Raw genomic sequence first — 26,477 nt, 5'->3', positions numbered from 1 at the left:
CTACCCTTTTTGCGGCGTCAACGATTATCCGGCGACAGGCAAAGGATGGCAGAACGGGGTGGCCACAAGCCAGTGAATCGTCGTGAAATCTTGTGATGGACGACCTGATTGACCGCGCAGGGGCGGCAGGCGAAGGTCAGGAGGTCCCGGCCAACAAGGCCTCGGCTGCCCTCATGTCGGCCGTGTCGAAACCTTCGGTGAACCGGTCATAGACTGCGGCCAGTAGCAGACGCGCGTGGGCTGGGTCGCCCCGATCACGCGTCAGATGCACTAGACTTATGATCGCCCTGAGCTCCCATGACAACGCGTCCTGCCGGCGCGCCAGGTCGATGGATTGGAGAAAGCATTGCTCGGCCCTCTCCATGCCGCCGCCACCGCGCCGCAGAATCTCTCCATTCAAACGGTAGAGTTCCGCGATGCACCAGAGTTCCTCCTTCTCTACGCTTGCCCTGATCGCCTCCTCCACCAGCGCCAGCGCCTCAGCGTGTTGTCCAAGAGAAGACAAGCCGTCGGCAAGGAAACCGAGAAATCTTACATTGTAGAGAGTGAAGAGCTTGACCTGGCGCAGTTCCGCCAACCCATTGCGGAGAAGAGGAACGCCGCTCTCGGAAAGGCCTCGCTGGATCAGCAGCGCCGCCTTCCAGCAGCGACCAAAAACCTCCCATGGGCCGAGGGCGTTTACTTTCGCCAAGTCGAGAAGCTCGGTGATCGCCGAATCCGCTGCCGCCAGTTCGCCGATATGGACAAGAACCGGACATGACCACCGCGCCAACGCTTCACACAATGAGATCGCGTGGCCGGAGACACGCGCGGCCTCGACGGCGGCCTCGACCGCCCAGATTGCCTGGTTCGGGAAGCCTTGCAACCACAGGAGCTGGGCGGGTTGGATTCGCGCCGACACCGATTGACCGAACCTGAAGCGCACCGAAGTCGCGGAGGCGGTTTCAGCTGAGACATCATGGGCCAGCATAAGATCGGCGTGACGACGGGCACTTCGGAAATCCCCCATGCAGAAAAGCGTCATGCTGAGCATGCGGTCGCCGATGAATCGATCAAGGCCGGTTTGAGCGAGTGCCAAGAACCGTTCTGCATTTCCAAGCGATGCTCTATATTCACCCATGCCCACCTGTGCGAACCACAAGCCCCAAAGAGCCTCCGCCTGGGCGTCTACGTCGCCCAGTTGTTCCGATATCTCCAACGCCTTGGCGAACGCGGCCGGAGCCTGTGGCGCGAAGCCGACCTTGAAAGCCTGCGAGAGCCCGAGCGCTCTGTAGAGCTGCATGATTTGACGAGCCTGCTCGTCTCTTCGCTCTCCCGGGGCGATGCCGAGCAGCGCGCGTCGGACGCTCGTTAGACACTCGTCGACCAGAGAGAGCTGATACCAGACGGGGATGGCGGCAACCGTTACTGCTGACCCGATCTCAACGTCGTCACCATCTGCGTAGGCCCATTCCAGAACGAAGCGAACGTTGTTGATGTGAGGGCCATACCTTAACAACCATTCGTCGCTCGAGAGGGCTTCGACTTCCTCATGCGAACGCTTGAGAGCATCGCACAGATAGTTCGCAAGGCGTCGCATAACGCCATCGAACTCACCTTTCTGCCGTAATTTGTGCAAGACGTACGACCGAGTCGTATCGAGTACGCGGTATCGTGCGACCTTGCCGCGAGCGTCGGCCGCCACGAGGGATTTGGCGACCAGGTGTGCCAGCTGGGTGGAAACATCGCACTCGATGTCCTCTGCAAGGGCATCTGCCGCTTCCCGCCCAAAGTCACCCGCGAATATGGCGAGTCGACGCAAAACCGTCTGCTCCCCTTCCGGAAGTGCTTCGTAGCTCCAGTCGATCATCGCAGCCAACGTTTGGTGGCGAGGAAGAGCTGTGCGGCGTCCGCCAGTCAGCAACCGCAGATGATCATTCAGAAGTTCCGCGATCCCACGCGTGCCGAATGCTTCTACCCGTCCGGCGGCGAGCTCGATCGCGAGGGCGATCCCATCGAGCTGTCGGCATATGTGCGTGACGAGGGGCGCTTCGTCGTCGTCAAACCTGTATTCGCTCCCGGACGAGGTCGCCCGTTCGACGAACAAGCGGATCGCGGGAAACTCCAATGCGTCTGCGGCCGTCAGACCCGCTGCCAGCGGCGGCATTTCGAGAGGCGGGAGCCTATACACGCTTTCGCCTTCCACCCGCAGCGCTTCGCGGCTGGTGGCGAGTATATTGATCTGGGGCGCTTCCCGGAGCAGGGTCTCCGCGAGGCGGGCCGTTGCGTCAAGGACGAGTTCGCAGCTGTCAAGCACGAGCAGAAGACGCTTTTCACGGAGGTATGGGATAAGGCTCGCGGTCGGATCACCCGATGTCTCCGGAAGCCGAAGCTCCGAAGCCAGGATTGAAGGCAGGAGCTGAGAATTCGTAAGCGGCGCTAGGTCCAAAAAGCATAGGCCATGCTCGTACGATGACAACATTTGTTCTGCCACACTGATGGCAACGGTCGTCTTTCCGATGCCGCCCGGTCCAACGATGGTGACCAGACGAAATCGTTGAAATCGGCCTTCCACGACCTTGATGGCTTCGTCACGTCCGATCGGGCGTGTAAGCTGCCTTGGGAGATTGTTCGGCGCGGCTGTCGCGTCGGCCCTTTTCTCGACTTGGGAATGAGAGAGTGGAGCGATGAACCGATAGCCTCTCGATGGGACGGCGGCGATGAAGCGCGCAGCGGCCTGGTCGTCGCCGAGCACCCTTCGAAGCAAGGCGATTTGCGCTCGGAGGTTCGACTCCTCGACTATGGCGTTTGGCCAGGCCCGCGCGATCAATTCATCCTTCGTCACAAGTTCGCCCGCTCGCTCCGTCAACGCGATGAGGAGGTCGAGCGCTCGGGAGCCGATTGTGACAGGCTCATCGCCTTTGAGCAGAAGATGTCGCCCTGGGTAGAGGAAGAATGCACCGAACGTGGTCACTACATCGGCCGCAGCCGTTGCCTGTGCTGAAGCTTGCCCTTGCATCTATCCTTCCCTGATAACGGAGAATTGTCGGTCCAGAATATGAGGTAATGCTGCGAAGCAAGGGCGAGTTTTCCAGTGTCAACTTGCTGACGACCGAATAATTACTCGATCCCTGAAGTAATTGATGATCCTGACGCAGGAAGGCGTCCATATATTTTTGCAGCAATCTTACGTTCTTTGGCTCGAACATGTCAAAGGGGCAAGCATCGTGTCTCAAATTCTTGCGATGTCTAAACCAGTCAGCGTCGCGCTCGCGCGCCACAGGCATTCGGCCCTTTCCTGGTCGACCGCATAGGGACGCACCCCGAACCCCCGATCCAAGAGCGTAGTTTTCGGACTTCGATTTGAAGCAATCGAGCGTTTAAGAAAGACCGGGCGGAGTTTCATCGCCCATGGTGCTATATCCATAGGGATACCCCATTAAAGCGACATCCAGGCCTGCTACAAACATGAACTTGAACGCATAGATTTGTGAAAGCAGATTGATCTCTTTCGACGTGGCTGGAATACCGACGGTTCGCTCTATCAACGCGGGGCCGCATATTTCGAACTTTCGGGATGAATTATAAAATCTGCTATAACAATAATAATTTAGTCCAATTAACCTGAAAAACCAATGAGTTACTGGAGATATGGCGGAAGAGGTGGGATTCGAACCCACGGTACGGTTTCCCGCACGCCGGTTTTCAAGACCGGTTCCTTAAACCACTCGGACACTCTTCCATCTATTTGAAAAGGTTTAGAATTCTACATTCTGTTGAATTCCCGAAACCGGCCGTTGCTACCGGTTTGCTACCCAATCACTCGACGGCTGGCTTTTTAGCAGCTTTGATTGCGGCGTCAACTTGCTCTGCAGCATTTGCCTGCATTCCCGGCATGACATGCGAATAAAGATCAAGGGTGATGCCAACCGTCGAATGGCCCAGCCTTTCACTGGCGATCTTCGGATGAACGCCGGCCGCAAGAAGCTGCGTCGCATGCGAGTGCCGGAGATCATGAAAGCGAATGCGGGGCAGGGAGGTTTTCGCAAGCAGCCTCGTCCATTCGTGGGTCAGCGAAACGGGCTTCAGGGGCTTGCCGTCGACCTGTGCCACCACGAACGAATCATCCCTCGGTCGCATACCGAGCTTTAGCTGCTCTTCCGCCTGGGCGAGCCGGTGACGCTTCAATTCCTCCAAAACGGTCGACGACAGCGCAACAGTGCGCGCCTTGCCTGATTTGGTCTCTTTGTACCTGACTTCCGTTCCAACCTGCTCAGCGCTCTCCCTGACCGCAAGGACGGCATTCGCCAAATCGACATCTCGCCAGCGCAGCGCAAGGATTTCACCTCTCCTGAGCCCACAGAGCGCCGCCAGGAGCGCCGGCACAAATACTCGGCTTTTGCGCAGGTCATCGAGCATGACGGCCGTCTGCGGCGCTGTGTAGGCCTCCATCTTCTGGCGTTCGACCTTCGGCGGCCTCGTCAATGCGACAGGGTTCTTCTTCAGCAGATCCCACTTCATCGCTTGGTCCATCGCCGTGAGCATTACCCGCCGGCAGTGATGGACGGTGCGAGGTGACAAGCCTCCCTTTCCGTCACGTCTGCCGCTCTCAAGCAATTGGCCCCAGGCGGCATCAATCTTCGCCGCGGTGAGCTTGTTCAGCGTGATCGAGCCGAGGACGGGCGCCACGTTCTTCAAAAGCAGTTCTTCGTAGCGCTGATGTGTCTTAGGCGAAACGTTCGCTTTCTCAAGCTTAAGCCATTCGACAAAATACTCTCGCACAGTTGTCTTGGCGGGTTCGATATAGTTTCCGCCGTCCAGTTCGGCTATCAGGCGTGCGCATTCGGTCTCGGCTTGGCGCTTCGTCCCGTGAACGCTGTGCCATTTTCGCCGCCGCTTCCCTGTCTCAGGATCAGGGAGATCGATTACGATGGCCCACTTTCCAGGCGACCTTTCGCGGATATGACCTTTCATGTGGTCGGTTCCTTCTCTTCGTCCTCGTTTTCAAACTTGAGTAGGCCAGCGTTCGCAAGATGGCTGGCCACGCGGCCTTTCAGGGATTCGATTGCGAGATACACCTCATCCTTTTCCCATCCCGCTTTTGGCTGCGCGACGAGGAGCGCTTCAAAGACGCCGAAGACAGCCGCGCGATAGCATTGCGGTTCCCGCATCCACTCGGTGGCAGTCCATTCGGGATGGCCGAGCGCGTGCGCCATCATGCCGCCGTTGTGACCAAAGGCCGCGATCATCAGAGTGACCTTCTGGCGCATCTGCGGGCCGCCCATGGCGTCCTCGATTACCTTTTCCAGGTCAAACGAGCGCTCTAGACGGAACTCTACTTCCTGCACCATCGATCGCCCGCTTGCGGCGGCTGCCGCCTCGATCCGCTCCCGCATTTCCTTCGTCGTGCGCACATTGAGCGGATGGCGCTTTACCGCTTCGGTTGGCTTCTTTGTCATCCCTTCACATCCCATTCTGTCTGGTGCGTAACATATTACGCAGATCCCTTGACGTCAAGGCACGTCTCATCTAGTTTGCTTTATGCGTAACAGGTAACGCATAGGAGGACAGGAATGGCTGAGTGGCTTGAAGAAATCCTGAGGCACCCGACTACCTCAATTCCCAACGCCGGCAAGGCACTTGGGTTGTCGCGCAACGCGAGTTACCAGGCGGCGGGAAGAGGCGAAATTTTGGTCCTGCAGTTCGGTCGCCTGAAGCGTGTCCCGACCGAATGGCTACGCTCGACGCTGCTGCTTCCAAAAAAATGAAACCGCCGCGAAGAACGCGGCGGCTCGGACAGGACTTGCAGGCATCGGAAGTGCCAAAAATAGTCCCATCTAGTCTCACGTGCAAGCTCGCGGCGGCTTCCAGAGGGAAACCGCTTACAATGACCGCTGAAGCAAACCACACAGCCCACGAGGCGTTTGCGACGCTGATCGCCCGCAGCGGCGGGGGGTCGCCATGAAAGCCTTCGCCGCTTGGAAGCTGGACTTGCTCGACCGCATGTCGGCTGACCACCGCCTGACGGCGACCGATTTCCGGGTGGCTTATCGCCTGTTTTCCTACATGGACGCGGAAAGCGGCAATTGCTTTCCGAGGCAAGAAACAATCGCCGCCGATGTTGATGTGACGGATCGCACGGTCCGGAACGCGCTCGCCAATCTCCGCGCTTGCGATTGGCTCGAAATCGAAGAACGGGCGCTCCCAAAGGGCCGGGGCAAATCGAATTTTTATCGTTTTCGGGACGCGACCACCGGCACTAGAGTTCCGGTAATCGATGCGACCACCGGCACCACAAATCCGGTGAACGATACGACCACAGGAAATTTGGCGCAGGACTTCCGGAAGACAGCTTCCGGCGCCTCTATAGATGAACACGTTGGAAGGAACACGTTGAATCGAGAGAGCACGAAACGCGCTCCGCGAGCCCACCCCCTTCCTGAGGATTTCAAACCGGATTTGCGAGTCGCTCATGCCGCTGGCATGGAACAGGCTGAGGCCCAGCGACAGGCTGCCCTCTTTCTCGACCACTACCGCGGCAACGGAAAGCCAATGCGCGACTGGAATGCCGCGTGGCGCAACTGGATTCGCCGCGTGCCGGATTTCGCGAGCCGCCCCAACGGGCCGGATCGCCAGCAAGGCCGCCCACCCCACATTGCCGACCAAGCTTACGAAGATGCCCGCCAAGCGTTCGTGAGAGAACATCAAGGAGGACTTTCCGATGACGGCGTCGAACCTGCCGACGATCCAGCCGGATATCTACCGCCCGGCGTCCGACAGTGAAAAATTAACTGTGCTCACCCGGCTGCTCGCGACTTACCCGTGCCGCGCGCCGAGCGATTTCCGGCTCGTGAAGCCCGCCTATATGCAGGCGATGGAAAAAGTTAGCCAATATGCGCTGTTCGAGGCGGAACGCCGGATCAATCAAAATGCCCTGGGCCACGGCTTCATGCCGTCGCCGTCGGAATTGCGCGGCCAGATTGACCACGTGATGGAGCCGTTCTTAGAGCGCGAGCGACGGGCGCGAGCGGAGGCAAAACGCTACGCATGGCCGCGCGAAATAGAGGGATCGCCACGGCTGGATGAGGCGGCTCGGGCGCGTATCCGTGAACTTCATCGCCAATATCGCGCGTGGCGGGAGGTGAACCATCCGGAGTCGACAAGAGCGAAAGCGCCGCCGAAGCCGCCGAGGCAGATCCCGGATTATTCGGAAGAGCAGATTGAAATCACCGATGCCTTGCGACGGGCGCTGAAGGCGAAAGAGGCCGTCACAAAGAACCTTTCTTCGGCCTCGGAACGGAGGCGGCCCCATGAGCCCAAGCCGTGAACGATCCCGGCGGTGGAGGCGGCGGCGAGCGTCCGGGCGCGCCGTCTTCCGCATCGAGGCCGATGAGGCCGCCGTCGTCGACATGCTTGTTGGATCCGGTCACCTGAGCCTCAGCGCGGCGGACGACCCCGAGCAGGTCCGACTCGCCCTTGAACAGTTGGTCTCGTCGCTCGTCGCCATGGACATCCACCTAACGTAGGCGCGCGACGCGTCACGTCATCGGTTCGCGAAATCTGCCACACTCGCGGTGGTCAACAGGAGCTTTGCCGATGCGCACCGCCGTAGCCGTTCCAACGTCCTCGCCAATCGAATCTGCGGGCATTGCCCAGATCGCCCGCATCAAGGGCCTCGCCGCTCTCGGCCGTGGCGACACTTACGATCTCGCCGAACAGTTAGGCAGCAGCCGCGTTCGGAAGGCCGTCAGCGCCATGACGACCGGCAACACGCCCGACATGCTCGACATGAATGTGATCGTCGGCGCCTTCCTCCAGACGATGCGGAACAGTTCAGTCTTCCTCCGGCTACTCGACAGCATGGTTCGGGTTCCCTTCAGGTCGCGGATTTCGCTCGTGGCAACCGACGCGACAAGCTGGACCGTCGGTGAAGGCAAGCCCATCCCTGTAACCAACGCCACGCTCGATCAGCTTCTCCTCACGCCGCAGAAGGCCGCAGCACTTCTCGTCGTCACCGAAGAGCTGCTACGCGGCACACAAAGCGAACGTAACTTAACGCTGGCTCTACGCCGCGCTCTGGCTGCCGCTGTCGATCTGCGCTTCCTGAGCACGGCAATCGGCGCTGGCACGCCGACATTCCCCTCTGTGGGTCCGACGGCCGCCGATGCGGTCGCAGACGTCAAGCAGCTGCTCGATGCTGTTCAGCCCACCTCGGAATCGTCCCTGATGTTCGTTACGGCCCCAGACGTCCAGCGGGCCGGAGCGACGATCACCAACGCCTCGGGTGCCTTCCAATTCCCTAACCTGACGCCAACGGGCGGCGAAATCCTTGGCATCCCAGCCATGCCATCCGATCAGATGATCGACGGTACTATGGCGCTGATCGACGCAACCCGCATTGCTGGTGAAACCGGCACTATCCAAGTTGATGCATCGGATCAGGCCACAATCGAAATGCTCGACAGCGCACTTGTGCAGGACGCTACCACCGGAACGCCGGCACCTGGCCTCGTATCGATGTTTCAAGCAAACAGCGTCGCGATCCGCGCCTTGCTCGATTTCGACGCCCAGGTGGTGCGTGAAAATGCTGTCGCTCAGGTGACCGGCATCGCGTGGGCTTGATTGGAGATCACAGCATGACTGTCAAGGAAGAGATGGAGCGAAAGTTTGGTCGCCAGACACTTGAGAGACCAGTCAAGGCCGGCGAACTGTTCGATGTGGTCGACGCCTTAACCGCCACGATCCTGAGCCTCCGGGCGCGTATAGAGGCATTGGAAAGCGGTGGCATCAAATATGCCGGAACGTGGCAACGCGCTCTCCCGTATCGGAAGGGCATGGTGGTGACAAGTGCTGGCGCAATGTGGACGGCGCTCGCGGATACCCCGGAGGGCATCGCACCCGGCAGTAACGCGGCATTCTGGCAGTTGTCGCAGAAGAGCAAGCCGACAAAGCGCGTGAAAGCGGAAGGAAGGCAGCATGACGACGTTCAGCCGTGAAGAGATCGCAGCCACGTGCGAGCGTGCCGTCATCGCCTTTGTCCGCGCCTTCCGGCGTGTTCCTAGTGCGACGGAGCAAGAGATAATCGTCTCGGCCCTCGTGCGTTTCTTCAACGAGCCTGACGCACCGTCGACGCGGCTGCAGTGACACGGACCAGGGGGGGCGGTCGAAGCGAAGATGCCGATCCCACTGGGGACCCGCGCGGCCCTCACGCGCGGAATTTTTTTGCCCAGGAAAAACAGCGGCTCTAACGCTTATCTGCGCCGTCCTTCGTCGGCCAATCATGATCAAGGATTTTCTCATTTGCCATGTCCTGCAATGCCTTTGGGTAGATGGACAGGGTGGCAATGGCCCAGATGGTCAGAGAAAACCCGGCGTTAAGGCCGAACCCGTACAGACCGCCCGTAACGACGCCACTGCTCGCAGCTGACAGAAGCAAAGCCTTTGTTGAACCCTTCATCTCAAACCCCCCTCCATTGAGAGTCCGAATGATAAAGACGGCCCCCCTTGAAGTCGAATAGCGATATCGGATTACAACTTTCCAGCGGGCGAAGCGGCCGAGAGGAAAATGCCCTGTAGTCTGGGCCTCTGGCCGAAAAGCGATTATTTTTCCACTGTGATGAGAAAATCAACACGATCAAAAGGCCGACCGGCGCATGAGCCCTCCGCAATGGCGCGGCGCTTCGTCGAAGCGATGGCCCGCTCTGGCGTACCGCAAAGCGAGATCGCTGCCGTGATCGCTGTCACGACGCCTACGCTACGCAAGCACTATCGCGGCGAATTGCAGCGCGGAGCCGCTATTGTCGAGACGCGACTTGCCAGTCACCTGCTGCACATCGCTAGCGGGAAGGACGGAACGGCGCTGAAGGCGATTATTTTCGCTCTGCAATGCAGATTCGGCTGGACGAAGTTCGCGCCTCCGCCGCCGCACTGATTGGCGATATGATCTGCTGATAAGTGCAGTTCGCGTGATTGCAATCTATAGTCCCGATGCGCTTTAATGCATCCGCATTTTGCTGGGGGAAATCATGAAACTGAATCTTATTGCAAGCGCGCTACTGTCTGTGGCGTTGGTTAGTTGTGCGACCACGAGTGAAATGCCTCTCGCTCCGAACGTGGTGCGGCTCGATACGAACGCAAGCGGGTTGATTTTCACCAGCGCAGCAGGGGCAATCACGATGAAGAAGGCCGCAGAGGCTACCCTTAAGCGTGGATATACCCATTTCAGGCTTGAACAGGCTCAAACCGCACAGGGTTCGCGTTTTGTGGGTATGAACACTAATACGAGCGGCTTCGGGCAAGCCTCGGTCTACGGCAACACAGCTTATGGAAGCTACAGCGGCTCGTCGTTCAGCACTCCCATGTATGCACCAACCGCCCAAATCGGCGTCACGGTCGTGATGTTTCATGCCAGCGAGGCCGGTGCCAAAGGTGCATTCGATGCCGCCGATGTGCTGGCGAAAAAGGGCAAGGTATAAATCGCCGTTCTTCATTGATCCTGAATGACGGGCAAACACGGCTGGACTTTGTAATATGACGGCGTAGAGGACATTTCAAATCCCCTTGAGAGCGTAGTTTATCGGCGCGAACAATATTAAGATTGTCAACAAAATCGCGCACAGCGAATGCACGATGATTGATATACGGTTGAGTTCTTTTACACGTCGCCTGAGCCATTCCGGGCACGCAGGGTCATTTACATCGATCCATCGGAAGTAGGTTCCGGCACTCTTGATGCCATACTTCTTCGCAGCCACTACGTGTGAAGCATTCATCCATCCTACGTACAGGCTGAATGCGAACCAGACGAGAAATAAAGCCGCGTAGAGATATACAGTCATCAATCCAATTCCGAACTCCTGGCTGTAGCGTTATTTTGTTGAGCCCCCCGCTCGCCCCGAGCACGGGCCACAGCTGCCATTTCCTCCTGCCGGCATCTTCCCTCGGCAAGCCCGGAAAACGCTCTCACGGTGCCCGCAGGCGGACAAAACGGGACCATACGGCCAAGTGCGGTTCGGCTGGCCGAAATTCGCACCGTCGCGCAATTTCAGAAACTCCAGCCTTTGGCTTTCAGGAAACCCTCGAAAGTCGTACAAGCAATTCCAAAATGTTCGCAAACATTTGGGATCTTTGCGGAGTTTGGTTTTAAACGTTCCTGGGTTACCACGGTGCCGCTGCAGGCCTTAGCGGCGGCAATTAGAAAAGGATCTGCAACCGGCTGACCAGTCATTTGCGCTTTGGAAGAAATCAACTGTTGGAAATGAGGAACTGCGAAAATTTGCCCGACGAATTCCGCCTCGGCTGGTGTGGGAGGATTGAATATTTTCGAATTATTCTTGGCCCACGCTATTACATTTGTCTCGGGGCACGCCTCAAGTTCGCGTAATACCTCGCGGACGGACACAACGACACCGCCATCCACCTCTGCCTGGAACAGCTTCCAGAAAGTTGGAAATACCTCACTGTAGTATCGCTCAAGCTCGCGAAAGCTGCTCGTGTCCACAATATAAATCATGCAGCCATGCCGCGCAGGAACCGGCCTTCCAACTCGTCGACCTGCTTGGGCTTCACACCGATAAAGTCGGCGGCTTCGTCTACGCTGATCTGGCGTCGGCCATAGCGAGCAAACACCTCGCTCATAAGCCGTTCGCTCAGATAGGCACCTTTGGTGTTATAGAAGTCCCCGCCAGTGCCTCCCTTGTCGACCTTTTGGCCGTCCCACTCGCGCTTGCGCTTCTCATAGAAGCCTTGACTGACGCGATCTGCATCGCGAAACCGCCGCAGAATAACCTCGCGGCTTACGCGATAGCGCGCAGCAAGGGCAGCAAAAATATCTGACGGAAGACCTTCCACATTTTGCGGGAGAGCGGCCACCTGCGCAGCGAAATCTTGAGCAGGAACCAGTATATCGGCAGCGATCTGATTGCAGAAGCGCTCTATCTTCTGCTCTGCAGGTGATAACCGATTTAAGGGCGCTTCATCGAAAGTGCTTATCGCGCGCCGGCTCATTAGGATATGGGCCAACTCGTGCAGCAAACTGAAAATTTGTCGCGTTTTTGTGGTGCTGTTATTGATCATCATTACGGGCAATTCAGGATGTTCTAAGCAGAAGCCCGATATCTCCTTCTGCTTGAAGGTATCTTTGAATACGAAAACGCCTCCACCCTCGATCGCTTTTCGCCAAACCTTCAGCGCCTCCTCGCCGTCTGGTGCACCCCAGTCACGGGCGCCAGGCGCGGGAACACCAAGCAAGGCGCGCACCGCGGCGGCTTGCTGCGCGCTGGGCTTCGATGCGTCCAAGTCCACACGCTTCCATAAGGGTTCGACTGCAGGCGAGCGCCCACCAAATAGCTCGACAAGAGACGCCTGGTACGCGTGTGCGCGTCGGATTAGCAACACAGTGTCGCGGCGCAGATTGCGTAGGTCGGTATCCGGCAGAGCGCGGAACTCAGCCTCTGGCCTAGGTTCTTTGGGCGGTGACGGCAGGAAGAAAATCGCTAATGGTCGCTTGTAAAGTTCATAGGCAAGCTTCTCAAGCTGCGCGTACGACGGCGCATCTGCCCCAGACTCCCAAGCGTCGATCTCTTCGACCGCCTTCTTGAGACGCCCGGCAACTTCTTCAGTAGAAAGGTGCGCCGATTCCCGCGCCCATTTTAGGAGCGCCGGTTGAATGCCGGGCAATGATACCGCCTTAGCCATGCTGACTTTCTTCTACTCTCAGCATTGAACCCTACCTTGGACCCCTTCGAAGGCCAAGCTGCCTCTTCCTTTTGTTTGACGATGGCAGTCGAGCCTTGCCGGTGGCTGTATGGATGGTCTTTGCAATTATCAATGGACGATTCGTTGGATGTTTGCGACGGGTGGGAGGTGCTGTGATCGCTTGCGTCCACCTCCCGGGCCACAGGGCGCTCATTTCCTTCCGGCGGTATCTTTTCCCCGGCCAACCCAGAAAACGGGCTGGCGGCGCGCCCCAGGAGGCAAAGCGTGGCTTTATCGCCGGGTCGCGATGCCCCACAGGCCGGCGAGGTCGTCCAGCCCCATGCGAAGCATGTCAGCGCCCGTTAGCCTCTCCCGTTTACTCGCCAGGAGTTCGGTCAGCGCAAAGCCTTCGCCGCAGACCGCCGAGACCAACCGATACATGCGGACGCCGAGCAATGCCCGGCATCGGGCCAGTTCCTTGCCCGCGTTAACCTGCCGTTCCGTGATCGGATCGCGCGCCTTGCCGCCGTCGACATGCTCCCGGCCGTAATCGATAGCCGACGCACCCTTGCCACCCATAGCCTCAAACAGCGCCCGGAAACGATCAGCGGCCGCAACCTGGGCGGCATCGAGCACACCGCGCGAGGCCAATGTCGTGATCGCGCTTTCGCGGATGTTCACAATGGCCGGGATCGTTCGCGGGTTTGCCGAATCCGCCGGATGGGCGCGGGAGAAATAGGGATTCTCTACGAGGGTTGGGCGGAGCTTTGGCGCAGGCATGGCCGCAAGAATGCCAGATCCTCGGGGAAACGGGAAGGGAGCTGTGGGGGAACGTTACGAGAACAGACTGCTACCATTTTGCTACCGAACTCGGTAGCACGAGGAGAAACTGGAGTGGACGAAACAGGAGATCAGTGACGTTAAATAACTGAAAAATAAGGACGGGATAGCACGGCTCCACACAGGAGAGGATGGCGGTAACCGGATTTCAAGACCGGTTCCTTAAACCACTCGGACACTCTTCCTTGCGCGCCTTATGGCGCAAAGGATATGGCCAATGCAAGGGTCGGGCGCAAAAATCTGGCGCCGGAAGACCCGGCTGGATGACGATTGCGCGATGCGCCGTTAGGGATTTGTAAACCATGATCATTAAAATTGTTTCTATCACCACGAAATCATTCGCATATTTGCGGTGATGGCCGCCGAGTTAAAGTCTCGTTAGGTGAGTGGGAGTAGGCATGACTGGCCGGTTGTCGGGCAGGTTCTTAACCATACTATCTTGGGCGGCGTGGGACATATGAGACTGGAATACGGGGCGACCTCTTTCGCAACGGGTACGCGGTGGCTGGCGTTGGCGTTGATGTGCGCCACCGTCACGGCTTGCGGTACGACTTCGCAGGCGCCAAAGAAGCGCGCTCACGGCAAAGAATATTTCTCCGAAAAAGAATACGGCGTCAAAGCCAGCCCGCGCGTTGCCAGTGGCGCCAACATACCAAAGGGGGGCGGGCGCTACATCGTCGGCAACCCTTATGAGGTCAAGGGCAGGTGGTATTATCCCAAGGAGGACTTCGCCTATAACAAGGTGGGCGTAGCCTCGTGGTATGGCTCCGCATTTCACGGCCGGTTGACGGCAAACGGCGAAGTCTACGACCAGATGCATCTTTCCGCGGCGCATCCGACTTTCCCTCTACCGAGCTACGCACGTGTCACAAATCTAGAAAACGGCTCGTCGGTGGTCGTGCGCGTCAACGACCGCGGCCCTTATCACGAAGGCCGCATCATCGATCTTTCCAACAAGACGGCGGACATGCTCGACCTGCAGCACAGCGGCACCGGCAAGGTACGCGTGCAGTATGTCGGCAAGGCGCGCATGGACGGGCACGATATGCCTTACCTGATGGCCTCCTACGTGCCGAAGGGAAGCCGGATTCCGGGGGTCAATCCGGGAGGTCAGATCGCAACCGGGGTGATGGTGGCGTCGAACAGCAAGCGGATCACCGGCGATCAGCTGCAGAGCCTTGGGACTTTGACCGTGGATCAATCGCGCGTGCCGGTGCCGATGTCCGCGACGGCCTATGGCGGCTCGACGCCGAGCGCTCGCTACAATGCGGCACCGGTGGCGACACCAGCTCTCCGAAATTCAGGACAGTCTATCGAGCAGATGGTCGTGCTTCCGGAAATCGGACCTGTTCCCTATGAGCGTCCATATGGTTACGGGCAGGGCGGTTCGCTCGCGATGGGCTACCAGGACGAGGACGTGAAGACGGTGACCGTAGAGCTTGCTCTCGACGCCGTCATGGTCCGTAATGACGGGCTGACACAGGATTCGATCCTCGCCTCCCTCAAGCGCCAGCAGGCAAAACAGATCGCGCCCTGATTGGAAGCGATTGCGCGCAGCGCGCGCTGCCTCTAACGTCCGGAGCCGAACCTTCGATCCTATGGAGCCTCGATGTTGAAGCATCTGCTTCGTCTTTGCGCGTGCCTTCTGCCCTTCGCTTCGCCATCCTACGCTGCCGAAACCGCGCCCGCCGGCTTTGTAACCAAGGCCGCACAGGCCTACATGATCGAGGCATCCACCGGAACGGTGCTGCTTGCGAAGAACGAGGAGCAGAGTTTTTCACCCGCCTCGCTCGCAAAGCTGATGACGATGGATCTGGTCTTCGGCTCGTTGAAGAAGGGCGAGATCACGCTCGACACCGAATATCCGGTTTCCGAATATGCCTGGCGGACGGGAGGTGCTCCGTCGCGGACGGCAACGATGTTTGCCGTGCTGAAATCCCGCATCCGTGTCGAAGACTTGATCAAGGGCGTCGCCATCCAGGGTGCCAACGACGGATGCATCATCCTTGCGGAGGGCATGAGCGGCTCGGAGGGCAATTTCGCTGCCGCAATGACGCGGCGGGCGGAGGTGCTCGGCATGGCGAAAACGGTCTTCGGAAACTCGACCGGCCTGCCGGACGGCAAGAGCAAGGTATCGGCGCGTGACTTGGTGACGCTTGCGATCGATCTGCAGCAATCCTATCCCGAATATTATCATTATTTCGCGCACCCCGATTTCGAGTGGAACAGGATTTTCCAGCGTAACCGCAACCCTTTGCTCGGCCTTGGACTTGGCGCGGACGGACTGGCGACCGGCTTTGCAGAGGGCGAGGGCTATTCGATCGTCGCCTCGGCGGAGCGAGATGGAAAGCGGCTCTTCCTGGCGCTCGGCGGCACTGCTTCCGACAAAGAACGGACCGAGGAGGCAAAGCGCATCCTGGAATGGGGGCAGACGGCCTTCGAGGACCGGCAGCTTTTCGCTGACGAGGAAATCGTCGGCGCGGCCAGCGTCTATGGCGGCCAGGCCGGGAAAGTGGACCTCGTCGCGAGGGGGGCTGTCAGCGTCTACATTCCGGTAAGCAATCCTGACAGGCTCTCGGCGCGGATCGTTTACCGCTGGCCGTTGATGGCGCCCGTCGCGGCCGATGCCGAAGCGGGCACGCTGGTCATATCGGCGGGCGGCCGCGTGTTGCGCGAGGTGCCACTTTACACCGCCCATGGCGTCGAGCAGGGTTCGCTGACGAGCCGGGCGGTCGACGCGCTTCTGGAACTCGGCGAATCGCTGTTCTTCTCGTGGCTCTGGGACAAGGCCGAGCCCACCTGATCGCCATATTCATTGCCTAAATTGCCGGGGAAGGACCCGATGGCGCCCAGCCTGAAGGTTTCGCTTGGCCCCGTCTTCGGATAGATAGGAAGAAAGCCCGGTGGCGCGGGCGCAGAAGTTTACGGGAATGTGTCATTGTCATCCGGTACGGGATTGTTCGTTACGTTTGAAGGCGGGGAAGGGGCTGGTAAATCCACGCAGATCCGCCGGCTGGCGGAAGCGCTGAGGGCGCGCGGCCATGAGGTTCTGCTGACGCGGGAACCCGGCGGGTCGCCTGGTGCGGAAGCCGTGCGCCACGTGCTGCTGTCGGGTAGCGCGGAAGCCTTCGGCACGCGCATGGAAGCCATTCTCTTCGCCGCAGCCCGTAACGATCACGTCGAAGCGGTCATTCGCCCGGCGCTTCTCCAGGGCAAGATCGTGCTGTGCGACCGGTTCATGGATTCTTCGCGCGTTTATCAAGGCGTGACGGGCAATCTCGAGGCGGACTTCATCGAGACGCTGCAGCGGATCGCCGTCAACGGCGTCTTACCAGATTGCACGCTGATCCTCGACATTCCGGCAAGGCTTGGTCTGGAGCGAGCAAAGACGCGCGGTGCGGCGACGGCGGACCGACCGGACCGTTTCGAAAAGGAAGAACTTGAAACGCACGAAAAGCGCCGCGAAGCCTATCTCGACATAGCCGCGCGCGAACCGGAGCGCTGCCACGTCGTCAACGCGACGCAGGACGAAGAGCCGATTGCCGCGGAAATTCTTGCGATCGTCAATCAGCTTCTTGGGCCTGTTGCCGTCGCCAAGCTGCCGGAGGCCGCGCATGAGTGACGAGAGGCCGGGGCTTCTGGACGGCGCCATCTGGCCGGCCGAAAACACGAAACTCTTCGGGCATGACCAAGCCCAGGCTTTTCTTTCCCAATCCTATCGCTCCGGCAAGGGCCATCACGCGGTCCTGATCGAGGGACCGGAGGGGATCGGGAAGGCAACCCTCGCTTTTCGCTTTGCAAACTACGTTCTGTCGAATCCCGATCCGGCAACGGCGCCCGCAACGATCGCCGATCCTGATGCGGCCTCGTCCGTCAGCCGCCAGATCGCTGCAGGGGCGTCGCATAATCTTCTCTATCTTTCGCGTCCCGTCGACGAGAAGACAGGCAAGGTAAAGTCGGCGATCACGGTAGACGAGGTGCGGCGCGCCGGACGCTTCTTCTCGCAGACCTCCGGAACAGGAAACTGGCGCATCGTCATCATCGATCCGGCAGACGACATGAACCGCAATGCAGCCAACGCCATCCTGAAAATTCTGGAGGAGCCGCCCAAACGCGCGCTTTTCCTCGTGCTGTCGCATGCGCCGGGAAAGCTTCTGCCGACGATCCGTTCACGGTGCCTGCCGCTTAAGCTTTCGCCGCTGGATAATGGCGCCTTGGGCGCGGCACTCGCCAATCTCGGCGTAACCGGTAGCGATCCCTCGATGATATCGATCGCGAAAGGCAGCGTCGGGGAGGCGTTGAAGCTCCTGAACTACGGCGGCGGCGAGATCATCGCGGCATACAACGAGGTCCTGTCGGCGCAAGGCCCGACGGCTCGAAAGGCGATGCATCGTTTGGCGGATGCCTTGTCCGGCAAGGATAGTGACACGATATTCGAGTTCTTCGTGAGCCACGTCGGCGACGACCTGATGCACCGGGCCCGGCATGCAGCGCAAGCCGGCGAGCTTTCCGCCGCCGAACGGCTGGCACGCCTGCAATCCGATATCAACGAGCGGCTTGCCGTTTCCGACGCTTACAACCTCGACCGCAAGCAGACCATCCTCAGCATTCTCAGTGACATCCAGCAGCCTGGCCTCTGATCAGCCGGCAAGCAGTTTCCAGGCAACGATCGCGAGCGTGAGCGCAAGCACGATGCGAATTGTGCGTTCATGCAACTTCGGCGCCAGGAGGCTGCCGGCGATGATGCCCGGAATCGAGCCCACCAACAGTGCCAAAAGCAGGAGCCAGTCGATCTCGCCGATGATCCAGTAGCCCATGCCGCCGATGAGCGTTAGCGGCACCGCGTGGACGATATCGGAGCCGACGATTTCGCGGACATCCAGCCGCGGATAAAGCACAAGCAGGATCGTTACCCCGAGTGCACCGGCACCGACCGATGTCAGTGTAACAAGGATGCCGAGAGCCAGCCCGAGGATGACGGTGAGAACGGCAATCGTCGCCGGACGGGGCAGGGCGCGCTCGCCAGTGACCCGGCGAGCAAAGCCGAGAATCTGCGCGCGGAAGACAAGCATAACGGCCGTCATGACGAGCAGCCAGCCAAGCGCTGCGGTAATCGTATCGGCAACCTCAACGCTCTTGCGATCGACGCCCGCCATCAACCAGAGCATGAGGAGCGCTGCCGGAACACTGCCCGCCCCGAGCGCACCGACAACTCGCCAATTGATCCGGCCATGCATGCCATGGACCGCAGTGCCCGCCGTCTTGGTGACGGCGGCATAGAGGAGGTCTGTTCCGACCGCGGTTGCCGGATGGACGCCGAATAACAGGACAAGCAGCGGCGTCATCAGCGAGCCGCCGCCAACGCCGGTGATGCCGACAAGCGCGCCGACGAAAAAGCCGGAAAGTGAATAGAGAGGTTGGAAATTTTCGAGAAACGTCAAGCGACGGACCTCTGACAAACAGAGAAACGGCTTTTGCCCGCTGCTGGAAATCTCACTTCGGTTGCGCCCCGTTCTTCGGTTTCGCAAGGCCTAGAATGTGGCAGAAAGCGAGTCAAGCTCAGCGCTTCGGCAAACCGCCAAATCACAAGCGCTTTCGAAACTTAGTGTTTCTCTTCTTCATGACATGCGCTAAGAGCGGCTGATATTTCGAGAGAGTAAGCCGGACACGATGGCCGCCATGACAGACAAGACGCCCTTCTACATTACCACCGCGATTTCCTACCCGAACGGCAAGCCGCATATCGGCCATGCCTACGAGCTGATCGCGACGGACGCCATGGCGCGCTTCCAGCGTCTTGATGGTCGTGATGTCTTCTTTCTGACGGGCACCGACGAGCACGGCCAGAAGATGCAGCAGACGGCACGCGCGGAGGGTATTACCGCCCAGGAGCTTGCCGACCGCAACTCTGGCGAGTTCGAGGCGATGGCCCAGCTGCTGAATGCCTCGAACGACGATTTCATCCGCACCACGGAACCCCGCCACCACGAAGCCTCCAGCTACATCTGGAAGCTTATGGCGGAAAACAGCGATATCTACAAAGATTCCTACGCCGGCTGGTATTCTGTGCGCGACGAGGCCTACTACCAGGAGAACGAGACGGAGCTCCGCGCCGACGGCGTGCGCTACGGGCCGCAGGGCACGCCCGTCGAATGGGTAGAAGAGGAAAGCTACTTCTTCAGGCTTTCCGAATACCAGGACAAGCTCCTCAAGCACTATGAAGACAATCCCGATTTCATCGGTCCAGCCGAACGGCGCAACGAAGTGGTTTCCTTCGTCAAGTCCGGCTTGAAGGACCTTTCGATTTCGCGCACGACCTTCGACTGGGGCATCAAGGTGCCCAACGATCCGTCGCATGTCATGTATGTCTGGGTCGACGCGCTGACCAACTACATCACAGCGACCGGCTATCTCCAGGATCCGAACGGCCCGAGAGCGAAGTACTGGCCGGCCGACATTCATGTCATCGGCAAGGACATCATCCGCTTCCATGCGGTCTATTGGCCCGCTTTCCTGATGTCGGCCAGGCTGCCACTGCCAAAGCGGGTCTTTGCGCATGGCTTCCTGCTCAACAAGGGCGAGAAGATGTCGAAGTCGCTCGGCAATGTCGTTGATCCCGTCAATCTGGTGAACCATTTCGGTCTCGATCAGGTGCGGTATTTCTTCCTGCGCGAAGTTTCCTTCGGCCAGGACGGCAGCTACAGCGAAGAGGCGATCGGCACGCGGATCAATTCCGATCTTGCGAACGGCATCGGCAATCTCGCGAGCCGTTCGTTATCTATGATCGTCAAGAATTGCGACGGCACGATACCGGAATGCGGACCGTTGACCGACGAGGACAAGGCGATGCTGGCTCAGGCCGATACGCTGCTCGCGTCGACGCGCGAGGACATGGACAAGCAGATGATCCACCGGGCGCTCGCCTCCATCATCGCGGTCGTTTCGGAAACCGACCGTTATTTTGCGAGCCAGGAGCCATGGGCGCTGAAGAAGACCGATCCGGCGCGGATGGGCACCGTGCTTTATGTCACCGCTGAAGTCGTCCGCCAGATCGCGATCCTGCTCCAGCCGTTCATGCCGGAATCGGCGGGCAAGCTGCTCGACCTCGTTGCCGCACCAGCCGACGAGCGGGGTTTCGCGGCATTGGGTGAAGCCGGACGCCTCGTTCCCGGAACGCCGCTGGAGGCACCAAAGCCTGTCTTCCCGCGCTATGTGGCGCCGGAAACCTGAGGGCATGCCATGCTGATAGATACGCATTGCCATCTGGATTTCGCCGATTTCGAGGAGGAGCGAGACGATATCATCTCGCGCGCTCACCAGGCCGGTGTGAAGCAGATGGTGACGATCTCGACGCGCGTGCGGAAACTCGAAAAGCTGCTCGCGATCACCGAGAAATATCCCTCGGTCTTCTGCTCGGTCGGCACGCATCCGAACAATGCGGATGAGGAGCTCGACATTCAGGCCGAAGATCTCGTGCGCCTCGCCAAGAAACACGAGAAGGTCGTCGCGATCGGTGAAGCCGGGCTCGATTACTTCTACGACACGCAGAAGCCGGAGAACCAGAAGACAGGCTTTCTGCGCCATATCGCTGCCGCTCGCGAAACACAGTTGCCGCTGGTGATCCATAGCCGCAGTGCCGACGAAGACATGGCGGCAATGCTGACCTCAGAAACTGGGAAGGGGGCCTTCCCCTTCATTCTCCATTGCTTCTCGGCCGGTCCCGCACTTGCCCGAACCGGCGTCGAACTCGGCGGCTACATTTCTTTCTCTGGCATCCTCACCTTTCCGAAATCCGAGGAGTTGCGGGCAATCGCAAAAACAGTCCCGCACGACCGGCTGCTGGTCGAAACCGACGCGCCTTACCTTGCGCCGAAGCGCTGGCGCGGCAAGCGCAACGAGCCGTCTTATGTAGTGAACACCGCCGAGGTCCTCGCTGAAACGCTCGGCGTCAGCTATGCCGATATGGCGCGGATCACTACCGAGAATGCTTTCCGGCTCTTCTCGAAGATGCCGAAGGTCTAGCCGCGTGAGCTACCGGCGGCGCTTCACCATTCTCGGCTGCGCCTCGTCGCCCGGCGTGCCGCGCATTACCGGCGATTGGGGCGCATGCGATCCGACCAATCCGAAGAACCGCCGTACGCGCGCAGCCTTCATGGTGCAGCAATACGACGACAACGGCGGGGTCACGACCGTCGTCATCGACACCGGATCGGATTTCCGCGAGCAGATGATTGCCGCCAAGGTGCAGCACATCGATGCTGTGCTTTACACGCATCCGCATGCCGATCACATTCACGGCATCGACGATCTGCGCGGCTATTTCCACAACGCACAGCAGCGCGTGCCGATCTATGCCAATCCGTTCACGATGGACCGCATCCGCCAGGGCTTCAGCTATTGCATCGAAACGCCGCCCGGCAGCAATTATCCGCCGATCGTCGAGCCGATCCTGATCGAGGATATGACGCCTATCGCCATCAGCGGCGCTGGAGGCACGATTTCATTTCGGCCGCATCTGCAGCAGCACGGCGACATACATTCGCTCGGCTTTAGAATCGGTGATGTCGCTTACTGCAGCGATATCAGTGACTTCCCGCCGGAGACTGTCGCAAAGCTTCAGGATCTCGACATTCTCATCATCGACGCTCTGCAATACCGCTATCATCCGAGCCACCTGTCTCTTGAGCAATCGCTCGACTGGATCGGGCGGCTGAAGCCGAAGCGGGCGATCCTGACGCATATGCATACGCCGCTTGACTACGAGACCGTGATGGCCGAGACGCCCGAACACGTCGAACCCGCCTTTGATCAGATGCAATTCGAGGTCAAAGTGGATGAACTCCGAGCGGACTTGGACGACCCGGGAACGGAATAGTAACTGGTACTTTCCGGCACCGGCTAGCGAACCTCAGCGACAACGACGTGAGCACGTAGGTTTCCATGAATCCGTCCGCTGCCAAAGCGCTGTTCGAGCGCTGCGGCGACAGCACGAACAGCCTTTTCGTCATCGGCAGCGCGCGCGGCGATCTCCATTTTCAATGGCGTACCCCGGCAGAATGCTATTGCGACGTCGCGCGGCGAGGGGGCATGCGCGGCCATGTCTATCGTATCGATCGTCACTTTCCGGAAGCCCGCGTGCCTGAGATCAGTCTCGATTGTCTCTCGCTCGCAATAGCCATGCGGCGTCCGTTCGAGAAAACGCGTGGGGTCGTCGGGAAAAGCCGTGACGATTGCCTCGGAAACGGTGCGGGCAATTTCGTTTTCGGCAAGCGAGGCCCAGGTGTTGAAAAGAAATGTTCCCTTGGGCTTCAGCACTCTTAGTATCTGGCTATAACCGCGCTGCTTGTCCGGAAAGAACATCACGCCGAACTGGCAGGCGACCACATCGAAACTTGTGCTCTCAAAGGGCAGTTCGAGCGCGTCCGCCTGTTTCCACTCGACCTGGCGGCCAACGCCTTTCTTCGCTGCGATATCGAGCATTGCCTGGTTCAGATCGGTAGCGACGATTTGGACCTCCGGCGCAAGCCTGGCCGCCATGGCTCGTGTCAGCACACCCGATCCCGCGGCGACTTCCAGAACACGTTCGGGATGGCAGTTCGCGATGCGGGCTGCCAAATCCGAGGCGTATCCCTCGAATAGGATCGGCACGAGGAACTGCTCGTAGATCGCGGGAATGTCTCCTTGGAAATGCGCATCGGTCGCGATCATCATCTTCTTCTCCTTGGCTTGCCGGCGCATCGCGCCGAGCGAGTGGCGCACGGCACAGCGGAGCGCTGTCGCTCGATATTTTCCTTGTTCCGAGTAAAGTGTCACACCCAACAGCCACGGCAACTAGCCCAAAAGATCTAATAAGGACCACACCTCGACGGTCAGCCGGAGAGGGTAGGCATCGCCGGTGAACCCGCCGGTAGCGTAGGCTCCCATTTTTTGACGCCTGCATCCAGGATCTCGACAGCAGGGCCACGCTGTTTAAGGTCGTTATGCCGTTTAGTTCCCCAAGATCGATGAGCACCCACCAGGCAAGGAACTTGCGTTTGGTGCCCCCTACGAATTCACCGGCGCGGAGCAGGGGTTGTCAACGGAGCGGCGACCGCGCCGTTTGTGGCCGTATGGCTGGACGAGAGTTTATATCCCAGTGAATGCCAACAGAGCAGTTTCCATAGTGGTTTATGCAGCAGCCAATCGACGGCGAGCGGATAGGGACCGAACGCATATTAATGCGGAAAGTATGACTGGCAGACATACAAGGTACGCTGTCCTGATACCAGCGTGCTCCGCCACAAAACCGAGCAGCGGTGGAGCGAGGAAGAACACGACAAACGACATTTGGCCCAATGCCGCGACATTGAGATGGGAGGCTCGGTCCGAGCGCCGCGCCGCTGCAGAAACGGCAAGGGGGTATACCACGCTACAACCGCCGCCCATGAGCGCAAATCCAACAAGGGCGATGTATTGATGCGGAGCGAGCCACACCGCGCAAAGCCCAACGGCTGACACGAGGAGCAGTGTCAAGGCGACCGTTCGGGAGCCGAAGCGATCGACAAACGGATCTGCAAATAACCTCGTCAAAGCCATGAAGAAGGTGAAAAGCGTAAGGCCCAGCCCTCCGACGAACGGTTCTGATTGGAAGACGTCGCGCATATAGATCGCCGACCAATCAATTCCCGCGCCCTCGACCAGAAATGCGGCGATACCAATGACACAAAGAGGAAGCAGTGCAACTGTCGGAAGCGCGATACGCCCCGCGTCTGCATGATCAAGCGCCACTCTTGCAGGGGCATTGCGCATGCCAGCGATTACTATCGTAGCCACGATCAGGACAAACCCGAACGTCAATCCTAGATGAAGCTGCGTTGATATGCCTGCCTGGCGGACTCCGGCCGAAACCAGGGCTGTGACGAAGAAGCCAAGGCTCCAGAATCCATGTGCCCGGTTCATCACGCCCCGTCCAAGCTGCGCCTCAATGCGGTCAATCTCGACGTTGAGATTGATCTCCAGCGCTCCTGCCAGCAGCCCTTCGCACAAAAGAATGCCGAAAACCAAAGGAGCAGCACTCACCCAAGGCACAAGAGCAAGACACGCGGACGTTCCCAACACGGTAAGAATAGCGGTGGTACGTGCTCCGAGGCGGGCAACGATGGGGGACGAAAACGTTAGTGAAACCAACGCGCCGACCGCGGCTCCAATCAGCGTCAAACCGAGCTCAGATTTGTCAATCTGGAGGGCGTCTTGAATGTCCGGAAGACGCGACAGCATAGCGCCCATTGAAACAGCAAACAGGAAGAAGCAGACATAAATCCGCTGCTGCGGTCCTATGTGCATGTTGCGGCTCCAGAGGCTAGGACGGTGGGAGGTCTCCTTTTAGGCGAACTGCCACCCGATAACAACATGAACGCTCGCTCTTAAGTGTGTCGGATACGATTTATGGCGTCTAGTTCACGACGCGTTGGTCTCGCGAGAGTGCTTTTTAGTTCCATAATCTATCTTATGTGACATTTGTTTGTAGCCGCAAAGTTAAAGTGTCCTGTTTCTGCAAAGTAAGAATGTCACACTCCCCGCGTTTGATGACGTGGGAGATTGCCGATGGGACTGATTGCGATGAGCGAGCGTGACCTGCAGCGGATCGAGGTTTTGTCGAAAGTCATCGACGGTCGAATGACGTTGATGTCGGCGGCGCATGTTCTGGCGCTGAGCGAGCGCCAGGTGCGCCGGCTGCTGGAGCGGATCAGAACGGGTGGCGCGGCGTCGATCCGGCACAAGGCGATCGGCCGGCCGTCGAACAACCGGATCAACGATGGGCTTCGCGATTATGCTTTGACGCTCATTCGCGAGCGCTATTGGGATTTCGGGCCGACGCTGGCGGCCGAGAAGCTTGCAGAGCTCGATGGGCTGACGGTGTCGCGCGAGACGCTGCGGCAATGGATGACGGCGGCCGGTATCTGGCGATCGCGCCAGCAGCGTCGCAGCTTCCATCAGCCACGATTGCGGCGCGAGGCTTATGGTGAGCTGGTGCAGATCGACGGCTCCGAGCATCGCTGGTTCGAAGATCGTGGGCCACCATGTACGCTTTTGGTGTTCATCGACGATGCGACGGGCAAGCTGATGCAGTTGCGCTTTGTGGGCTCGGAAAGCGCCTTCAGTTATTTCGCGGCGCTGGAACTCTATCTGCAGGATCACGGGGCGCCGGTGGCGTTTTATTCCGACAAGCATTCGGTGTTCCGGGTGGCGAAGAAGGACGCCAAGGGCGGTCAGGGCATGACCCAGTTCGGCCGGGCGCTTTGCGAGCTAAACATCGAGATTCTTTGCGCAAATTCAAGCCAGGCCAAGGGCCGCGTCGAGCGCATGAACCAGACATTGCAGGACCGATTGATCAAGGATATGCGATTGGCAGGGATCTGCGACATGCAGGCGGGCAATGCCTTTCTGCCCAATTTCATGGAAGGCTACAACGCGCGGTTTGCAGTTGCCCCTGCCCGATCTGACAATCTGCATCGGCCGGTGAACCTGGCGTTGGACCGGCTCAAGGACATTCTGTGCAAGCGTGAGCAGCGGTATGTCGGGGCGCAGCTGACGTTCTCGTTCGAGCGCCAGCGGATCATGCTGGAAGAGACCGATATCACGCGTGGGCTGGTCGGTCGCTATGTCGAGACCTATGCCTTTGCCGATGGCCGGTTGGACGTGCGCTGGAAAGGCCATTCGCTGCCGTATCGGGTGTTCGACAAGGACCAGCGGGTGACGCATGCGGCGATCACCGAGAACAAGCGGCTTTCCGACGTGCTGGCCTACATCAAGGAACAGCAGGATCAGCGATTGCCGCCGAAGGTGAAGACCAACAGCGAGAAGAACGGTTACACACCGCGGGGCCGCAGGCCGGGCAAGCAGACGGATTTCATGAACGATCCGGCGGTGATTGCGCGGCGTGAGAAAGCACTGTTGAGACAGCCAGCTGCGGAATAAAGATC

Annotated in this window: 27 protein-coding genes and 1 tRNA gene; 17 read left to right on the top strand and 11 right to left on the bottom strand. The window is 59.1% G+C overall.

Going from position 1 to position 26,477, the window contains the following annotated elements:
• Positions 1-136: 136 nt before the first annotated feature.
• From RGR602_RS09640 to RGR602_RS09625, 4 genes are all read right to left on the bottom strand, one after another.
• Positions 137-2,998 (bottom strand): ATP-binding protein, encoded by a 2,862-nt coding sequence (locus RGR602_RS09640; protein ID WP_039844912.1) that lies wholly within the window; start codon positions 2,996-2,998, stop codon positions 137-139.
• 633 nt (positions 2,999-3,631) lie between these two features.
• A tRNA-Ser gene (locus tag RGR602_RS09635) sits at positions 3,632-3,721 on the bottom strand.
• A 77-nt stretch (positions 3,722-3,798) separates the two neighbouring features.
• Positions 3,799-4,953: a tyrosine-type recombinase/integrase gene (locus tag RGR602_RS09630; protein WP_039844911.1), complete on the bottom strand. Its 1,155-nt coding sequence runs from the start codon at positions 4,951-4,953 to the stop codon at positions 3,799-3,801.
• Positions 4,950-5,438, bottom strand: coding sequence for an Arc family DNA-binding protein (locus tag RGR602_RS09625; protein WP_039844910.1), 489 nt, complete (start codon positions 5,436-5,438; stop codon positions 4,950-4,952). Before RGR602_RS09625 ends, RGR602_RS09630 begins: the two co-directional genes overlap by 4 nt.
• A 114-nt stretch (positions 5,439-5,552) precedes the next feature.
• On the opposite strand from RGR602_RS09625, the gene RGR602_RS09620 reads away from it, so the two are divergent.
• The 7 genes from RGR602_RS09620 (at position 5,553) to RGR602_RS37045 (ending at position 9,123) form a co-directional block, all read left to right on the top strand.
• Complete coding sequence (locus RGR602_RS09620) at positions 5,553-5,747, top strand: hypothetical protein (protein ID WP_039844909.1); 195 nt, start codon at positions 5,553-5,555, stop codon at positions 5,745-5,747.
• Between the two features lie 193 nt (positions 5,748-5,940).
• Entirely contained in the window at positions 5,941-6,762 is an 822-nt protein-coding gene (locus RGR602_RS09615; RefSeq protein WP_052451520.1) for a helix-turn-helix domain-containing protein, read from the top strand.
• Positions 6,701-7,306: a hypothetical protein gene (locus RGR602_RS09610; RefSeq protein WP_039844908.1), complete on the top strand. Its 606-nt coding sequence runs from the start codon at positions 6,701-6,703 to the stop codon at positions 7,304-7,306. The genes RGR602_RS09615 and RGR602_RS09610 overlap by 62 nt, the downstream gene beginning before the upstream one ends.
• Positions 7,290-7,505: a hypothetical protein gene (locus RGR602_RS09605; protein WP_039844907.1), complete on the top strand. Its 216-nt coding sequence runs from the start codon at positions 7,290-7,292 to the stop codon at positions 7,503-7,505. Before RGR602_RS09610 ends, RGR602_RS09605 begins: the two co-directional genes overlap by 17 nt.
• 70 nt (positions 7,506-7,575) lie before the next feature.
• Positions 7,576-8,601: a phage major capsid protein gene (locus RGR602_RS09600; protein WP_039844906.1), complete on the top strand. Its 1,026-nt coding sequence runs from the start codon at positions 7,576-7,578 to the stop codon at positions 8,599-8,601.
• 14 nt (positions 8,602-8,615) lie between these two features.
• Positions 8,616-8,975: a hypothetical protein gene (locus tag RGR602_RS09595; protein ID WP_052451519.1), complete on the top strand. Its 360-nt coding sequence runs from the start codon at positions 8,616-8,618 to the stop codon at positions 8,973-8,975.
• On the top strand, positions 8,956-9,123 hold the full coding sequence (locus tag RGR602_RS37045; protein WP_170251548.1) for a hypothetical protein: 168 nt from the start codon (positions 8,956-8,958) through the stop codon (positions 9,121-9,123). The genes RGR602_RS09595 and RGR602_RS37045 overlap by 20 nt, the downstream gene beginning before the upstream one ends.
• Positions 9,124-9,223: 100 nt before the next feature.
• Here RGR602_RS37045 and RGR602_RS09590 read toward each other — a convergent pair whose 3' ends face one another.
• On the bottom strand, positions 9,224-9,436 hold the full coding sequence (locus tag RGR602_RS09590) for a hypothetical protein (RefSeq protein ID WP_039844904.1): 213 nt from the start codon (positions 9,434-9,436) through the stop codon (positions 9,224-9,226).
• Between the two features lie 210 nt (positions 9,437-9,646).
• Between RGR602_RS09590 and RGR602_RS09585 the strand changes: the two genes are divergently transcribed.
• Positions 9,647-9,910 carry a hypothetical protein gene (locus tag RGR602_RS09585; RefSeq protein ID WP_039844903.1) on the top strand — a complete coding sequence of 88 codons (264 nt, stop codon included), beginning with the start codon at positions 9,647-9,649 and terminating at the stop codon, positions 9,908-9,910.
• 94 nt (positions 9,911-10,004) lie between these two features.
• Positions 10,005-10,454, top strand: coding sequence for a hypothetical protein (locus RGR602_RS09580; protein WP_039844902.1), 450 nt, complete (start codon positions 10,005-10,007; stop codon positions 10,452-10,454).
• 569 nt (positions 10,455-11,023) lie between these two features.
• Here RGR602_RS09580 and RGR602_RS09570 read toward each other — a convergent pair.
• From RGR602_RS09570 to RGR602_RS09560, 3 genes are all read right to left on the bottom strand, one after another.
• On the bottom strand, positions 11,024-11,491 hold the full coding sequence (locus tag RGR602_RS09570; RefSeq protein WP_039844900.1) for a PIN domain-containing protein: 468 nt from the start codon (positions 11,489-11,491) through the stop codon (positions 11,024-11,026).
• Positions 11,488-12,675, bottom strand: coding sequence for an XRE family transcriptional regulator (locus RGR602_RS09565; protein WP_039844899.1), 1,188 nt, complete (start codon positions 12,673-12,675; stop codon positions 11,488-11,490). Before RGR602_RS09565 ends, RGR602_RS09570 begins: the two co-directional genes overlap by 4 nt.
• A gap of 291 nt (positions 12,676-12,966) precedes the next feature.
• Positions 12,967-13,455, bottom strand: a complete 489-nt coding sequence (locus tag RGR602_RS09560) for a hypothetical protein (RefSeq protein WP_039844898.1) — start codon at positions 13,453-13,455, stop codon at positions 12,967-12,969.
• A 517-nt stretch (positions 13,456-13,972) separates the two neighbouring features.
• On the opposite strand from RGR602_RS09560, the gene RGR602_RS09555 reads away from it, so the two are divergent.
• The 4 genes from RGR602_RS09555 (at position 13,973) to RGR602_RS09540 (ending at position 18,155) form a co-directional block, all read left to right on the top strand.
• Positions 13,973-15,052, top strand: coding sequence for a septal ring lytic transglycosylase RlpA family protein (locus tag RGR602_RS09555; protein WP_039844897.1), 1,080 nt, complete (start codon positions 13,973-13,975; stop codon positions 15,050-15,052).
• Positions 15,053-15,124: 72 nt separating this feature from the next.
• Positions 15,125-16,318, top strand: a complete 1,194-nt coding sequence (locus RGR602_RS09550) for a D-alanyl-D-alanine carboxypeptidase family protein (protein WP_039844896.1) — start codon at positions 15,125-15,127, stop codon at positions 16,316-16,318.
• Positions 16,319-16,453: 135 nt separating this feature from the next.
• On the top strand, positions 16,454-17,137 hold the full coding sequence (gene tmk, locus RGR602_RS09545; protein ID WP_039844895.1) for a dTMP kinase: 684 nt from the start codon (positions 16,454-16,456) through the stop codon (positions 17,135-17,137).
• On the top strand, positions 17,130-18,155 hold the full coding sequence (locus RGR602_RS09540) for a DNA polymerase III subunit delta' (protein WP_039844894.1): 1,026 nt from the start codon (positions 17,130-17,132) through the stop codon (positions 18,153-18,155). The genes tmk and RGR602_RS09540 overlap by 8 nt, the downstream gene beginning before the upstream one ends.
• On the opposite strand, the gene RGR602_RS09535 is transcribed toward RGR602_RS09540, so the two are convergent.
• On the bottom strand, positions 18,156-18,956 hold the full coding sequence (locus RGR602_RS09535; RefSeq protein ID WP_039844893.1) for a sulfite exporter TauE/SafE family protein: 801 nt from the start codon (positions 18,954-18,956) through the stop codon (positions 18,156-18,158).
• A 238-nt stretch (positions 18,957-19,194) separates the two neighbouring features.
• On the opposite strand from RGR602_RS09535, the gene metG reads away from it, so the two are divergent.
• The 3 genes from metG to RGR602_RS09520 are packed head-to-tail and all read left to right on the top strand — an operon-like array spanning position 19,195 to position 22,390.
• A complete protein-coding gene (gene metG, locus RGR602_RS09530; RefSeq protein ID WP_039846759.1) occupies positions 19,195-20,745 on the top strand; it encodes a methionine--tRNA ligase in 1,551 nt (516 codons plus the stop codon).
• A 9-nt stretch (positions 20,746-20,754) separates the two neighbouring features.
• Positions 20,755-21,537, top strand: a complete 783-nt coding sequence (locus RGR602_RS09525; protein ID WP_039844892.1) for a TatD family hydrolase — start codon at positions 20,755-20,757, stop codon at positions 21,535-21,537.
• A 4-nt stretch (positions 21,538-21,541) separates the two neighbouring features.
• Positions 21,542-22,390 carry an MBL fold metallo-hydrolase gene (locus tag RGR602_RS09520; protein WP_039844891.1) on the top strand — a complete coding sequence of 283 codons (849 nt, stop codon included), beginning with the start codon at positions 21,542-21,544 and terminating at the stop codon, positions 22,388-22,390.
• Between the two features lie 23 nt (positions 22,391-22,413).
• Here the strand turns inward: RGR602_RS09520 and RGR602_RS09515 are convergent, their stop codons facing one another.
• Together RGR602_RS09515 and RGR602_RS09510 are read right to left on the bottom strand one after the other, a co-directional pair.
• Positions 22,414-23,226: a class I SAM-dependent methyltransferase gene (locus tag RGR602_RS09515; protein WP_318299961.1), complete on the bottom strand. Its 813-nt coding sequence runs from the start codon at positions 23,224-23,226 to the stop codon at positions 22,414-22,416.
• 456 nt (positions 23,227-23,682) lie between these two features.
• On the bottom strand, positions 23,683-24,837 hold the full coding sequence (locus RGR602_RS09510; RefSeq protein ID WP_039844890.1) for an MFS transporter: 1,155 nt from the start codon (positions 24,835-24,837) through the stop codon (positions 23,683-23,685).
• 261 nt (positions 24,838-25,098) lie between these two features.
• Here RGR602_RS09510 and RGR602_RS09505 point away from each other — a divergent pair, with 261 nt between their 5' ends.
• The gene (locus RGR602_RS09505; RefSeq protein WP_039844889.1) at positions 25,099-26,472 is read left to right on the top strand and encodes an ISNCY family transposase; all 1,374 of its coding nucleotides are present in this window, start codon (positions 25,099-25,101) and stop codon (positions 26,470-26,472) included.
• Positions 26,473-26,477: the final 5 nt, after the last annotated feature.

Origin of the sequence: Rhizobium gallicum bv. gallicum R602sp, assembly GCF_000816845.1 — a bacterium.
Lineage (GTDB): Bacteria > Pseudomonadota > Alphaproteobacteria > Rhizobiales > Rhizobiaceae > Rhizobium > Rhizobium gallicum.
Note: the sequence above shows the minus strand (reverse complement) of the source record. Positions and strands in the feature narration are given on the sequence as shown.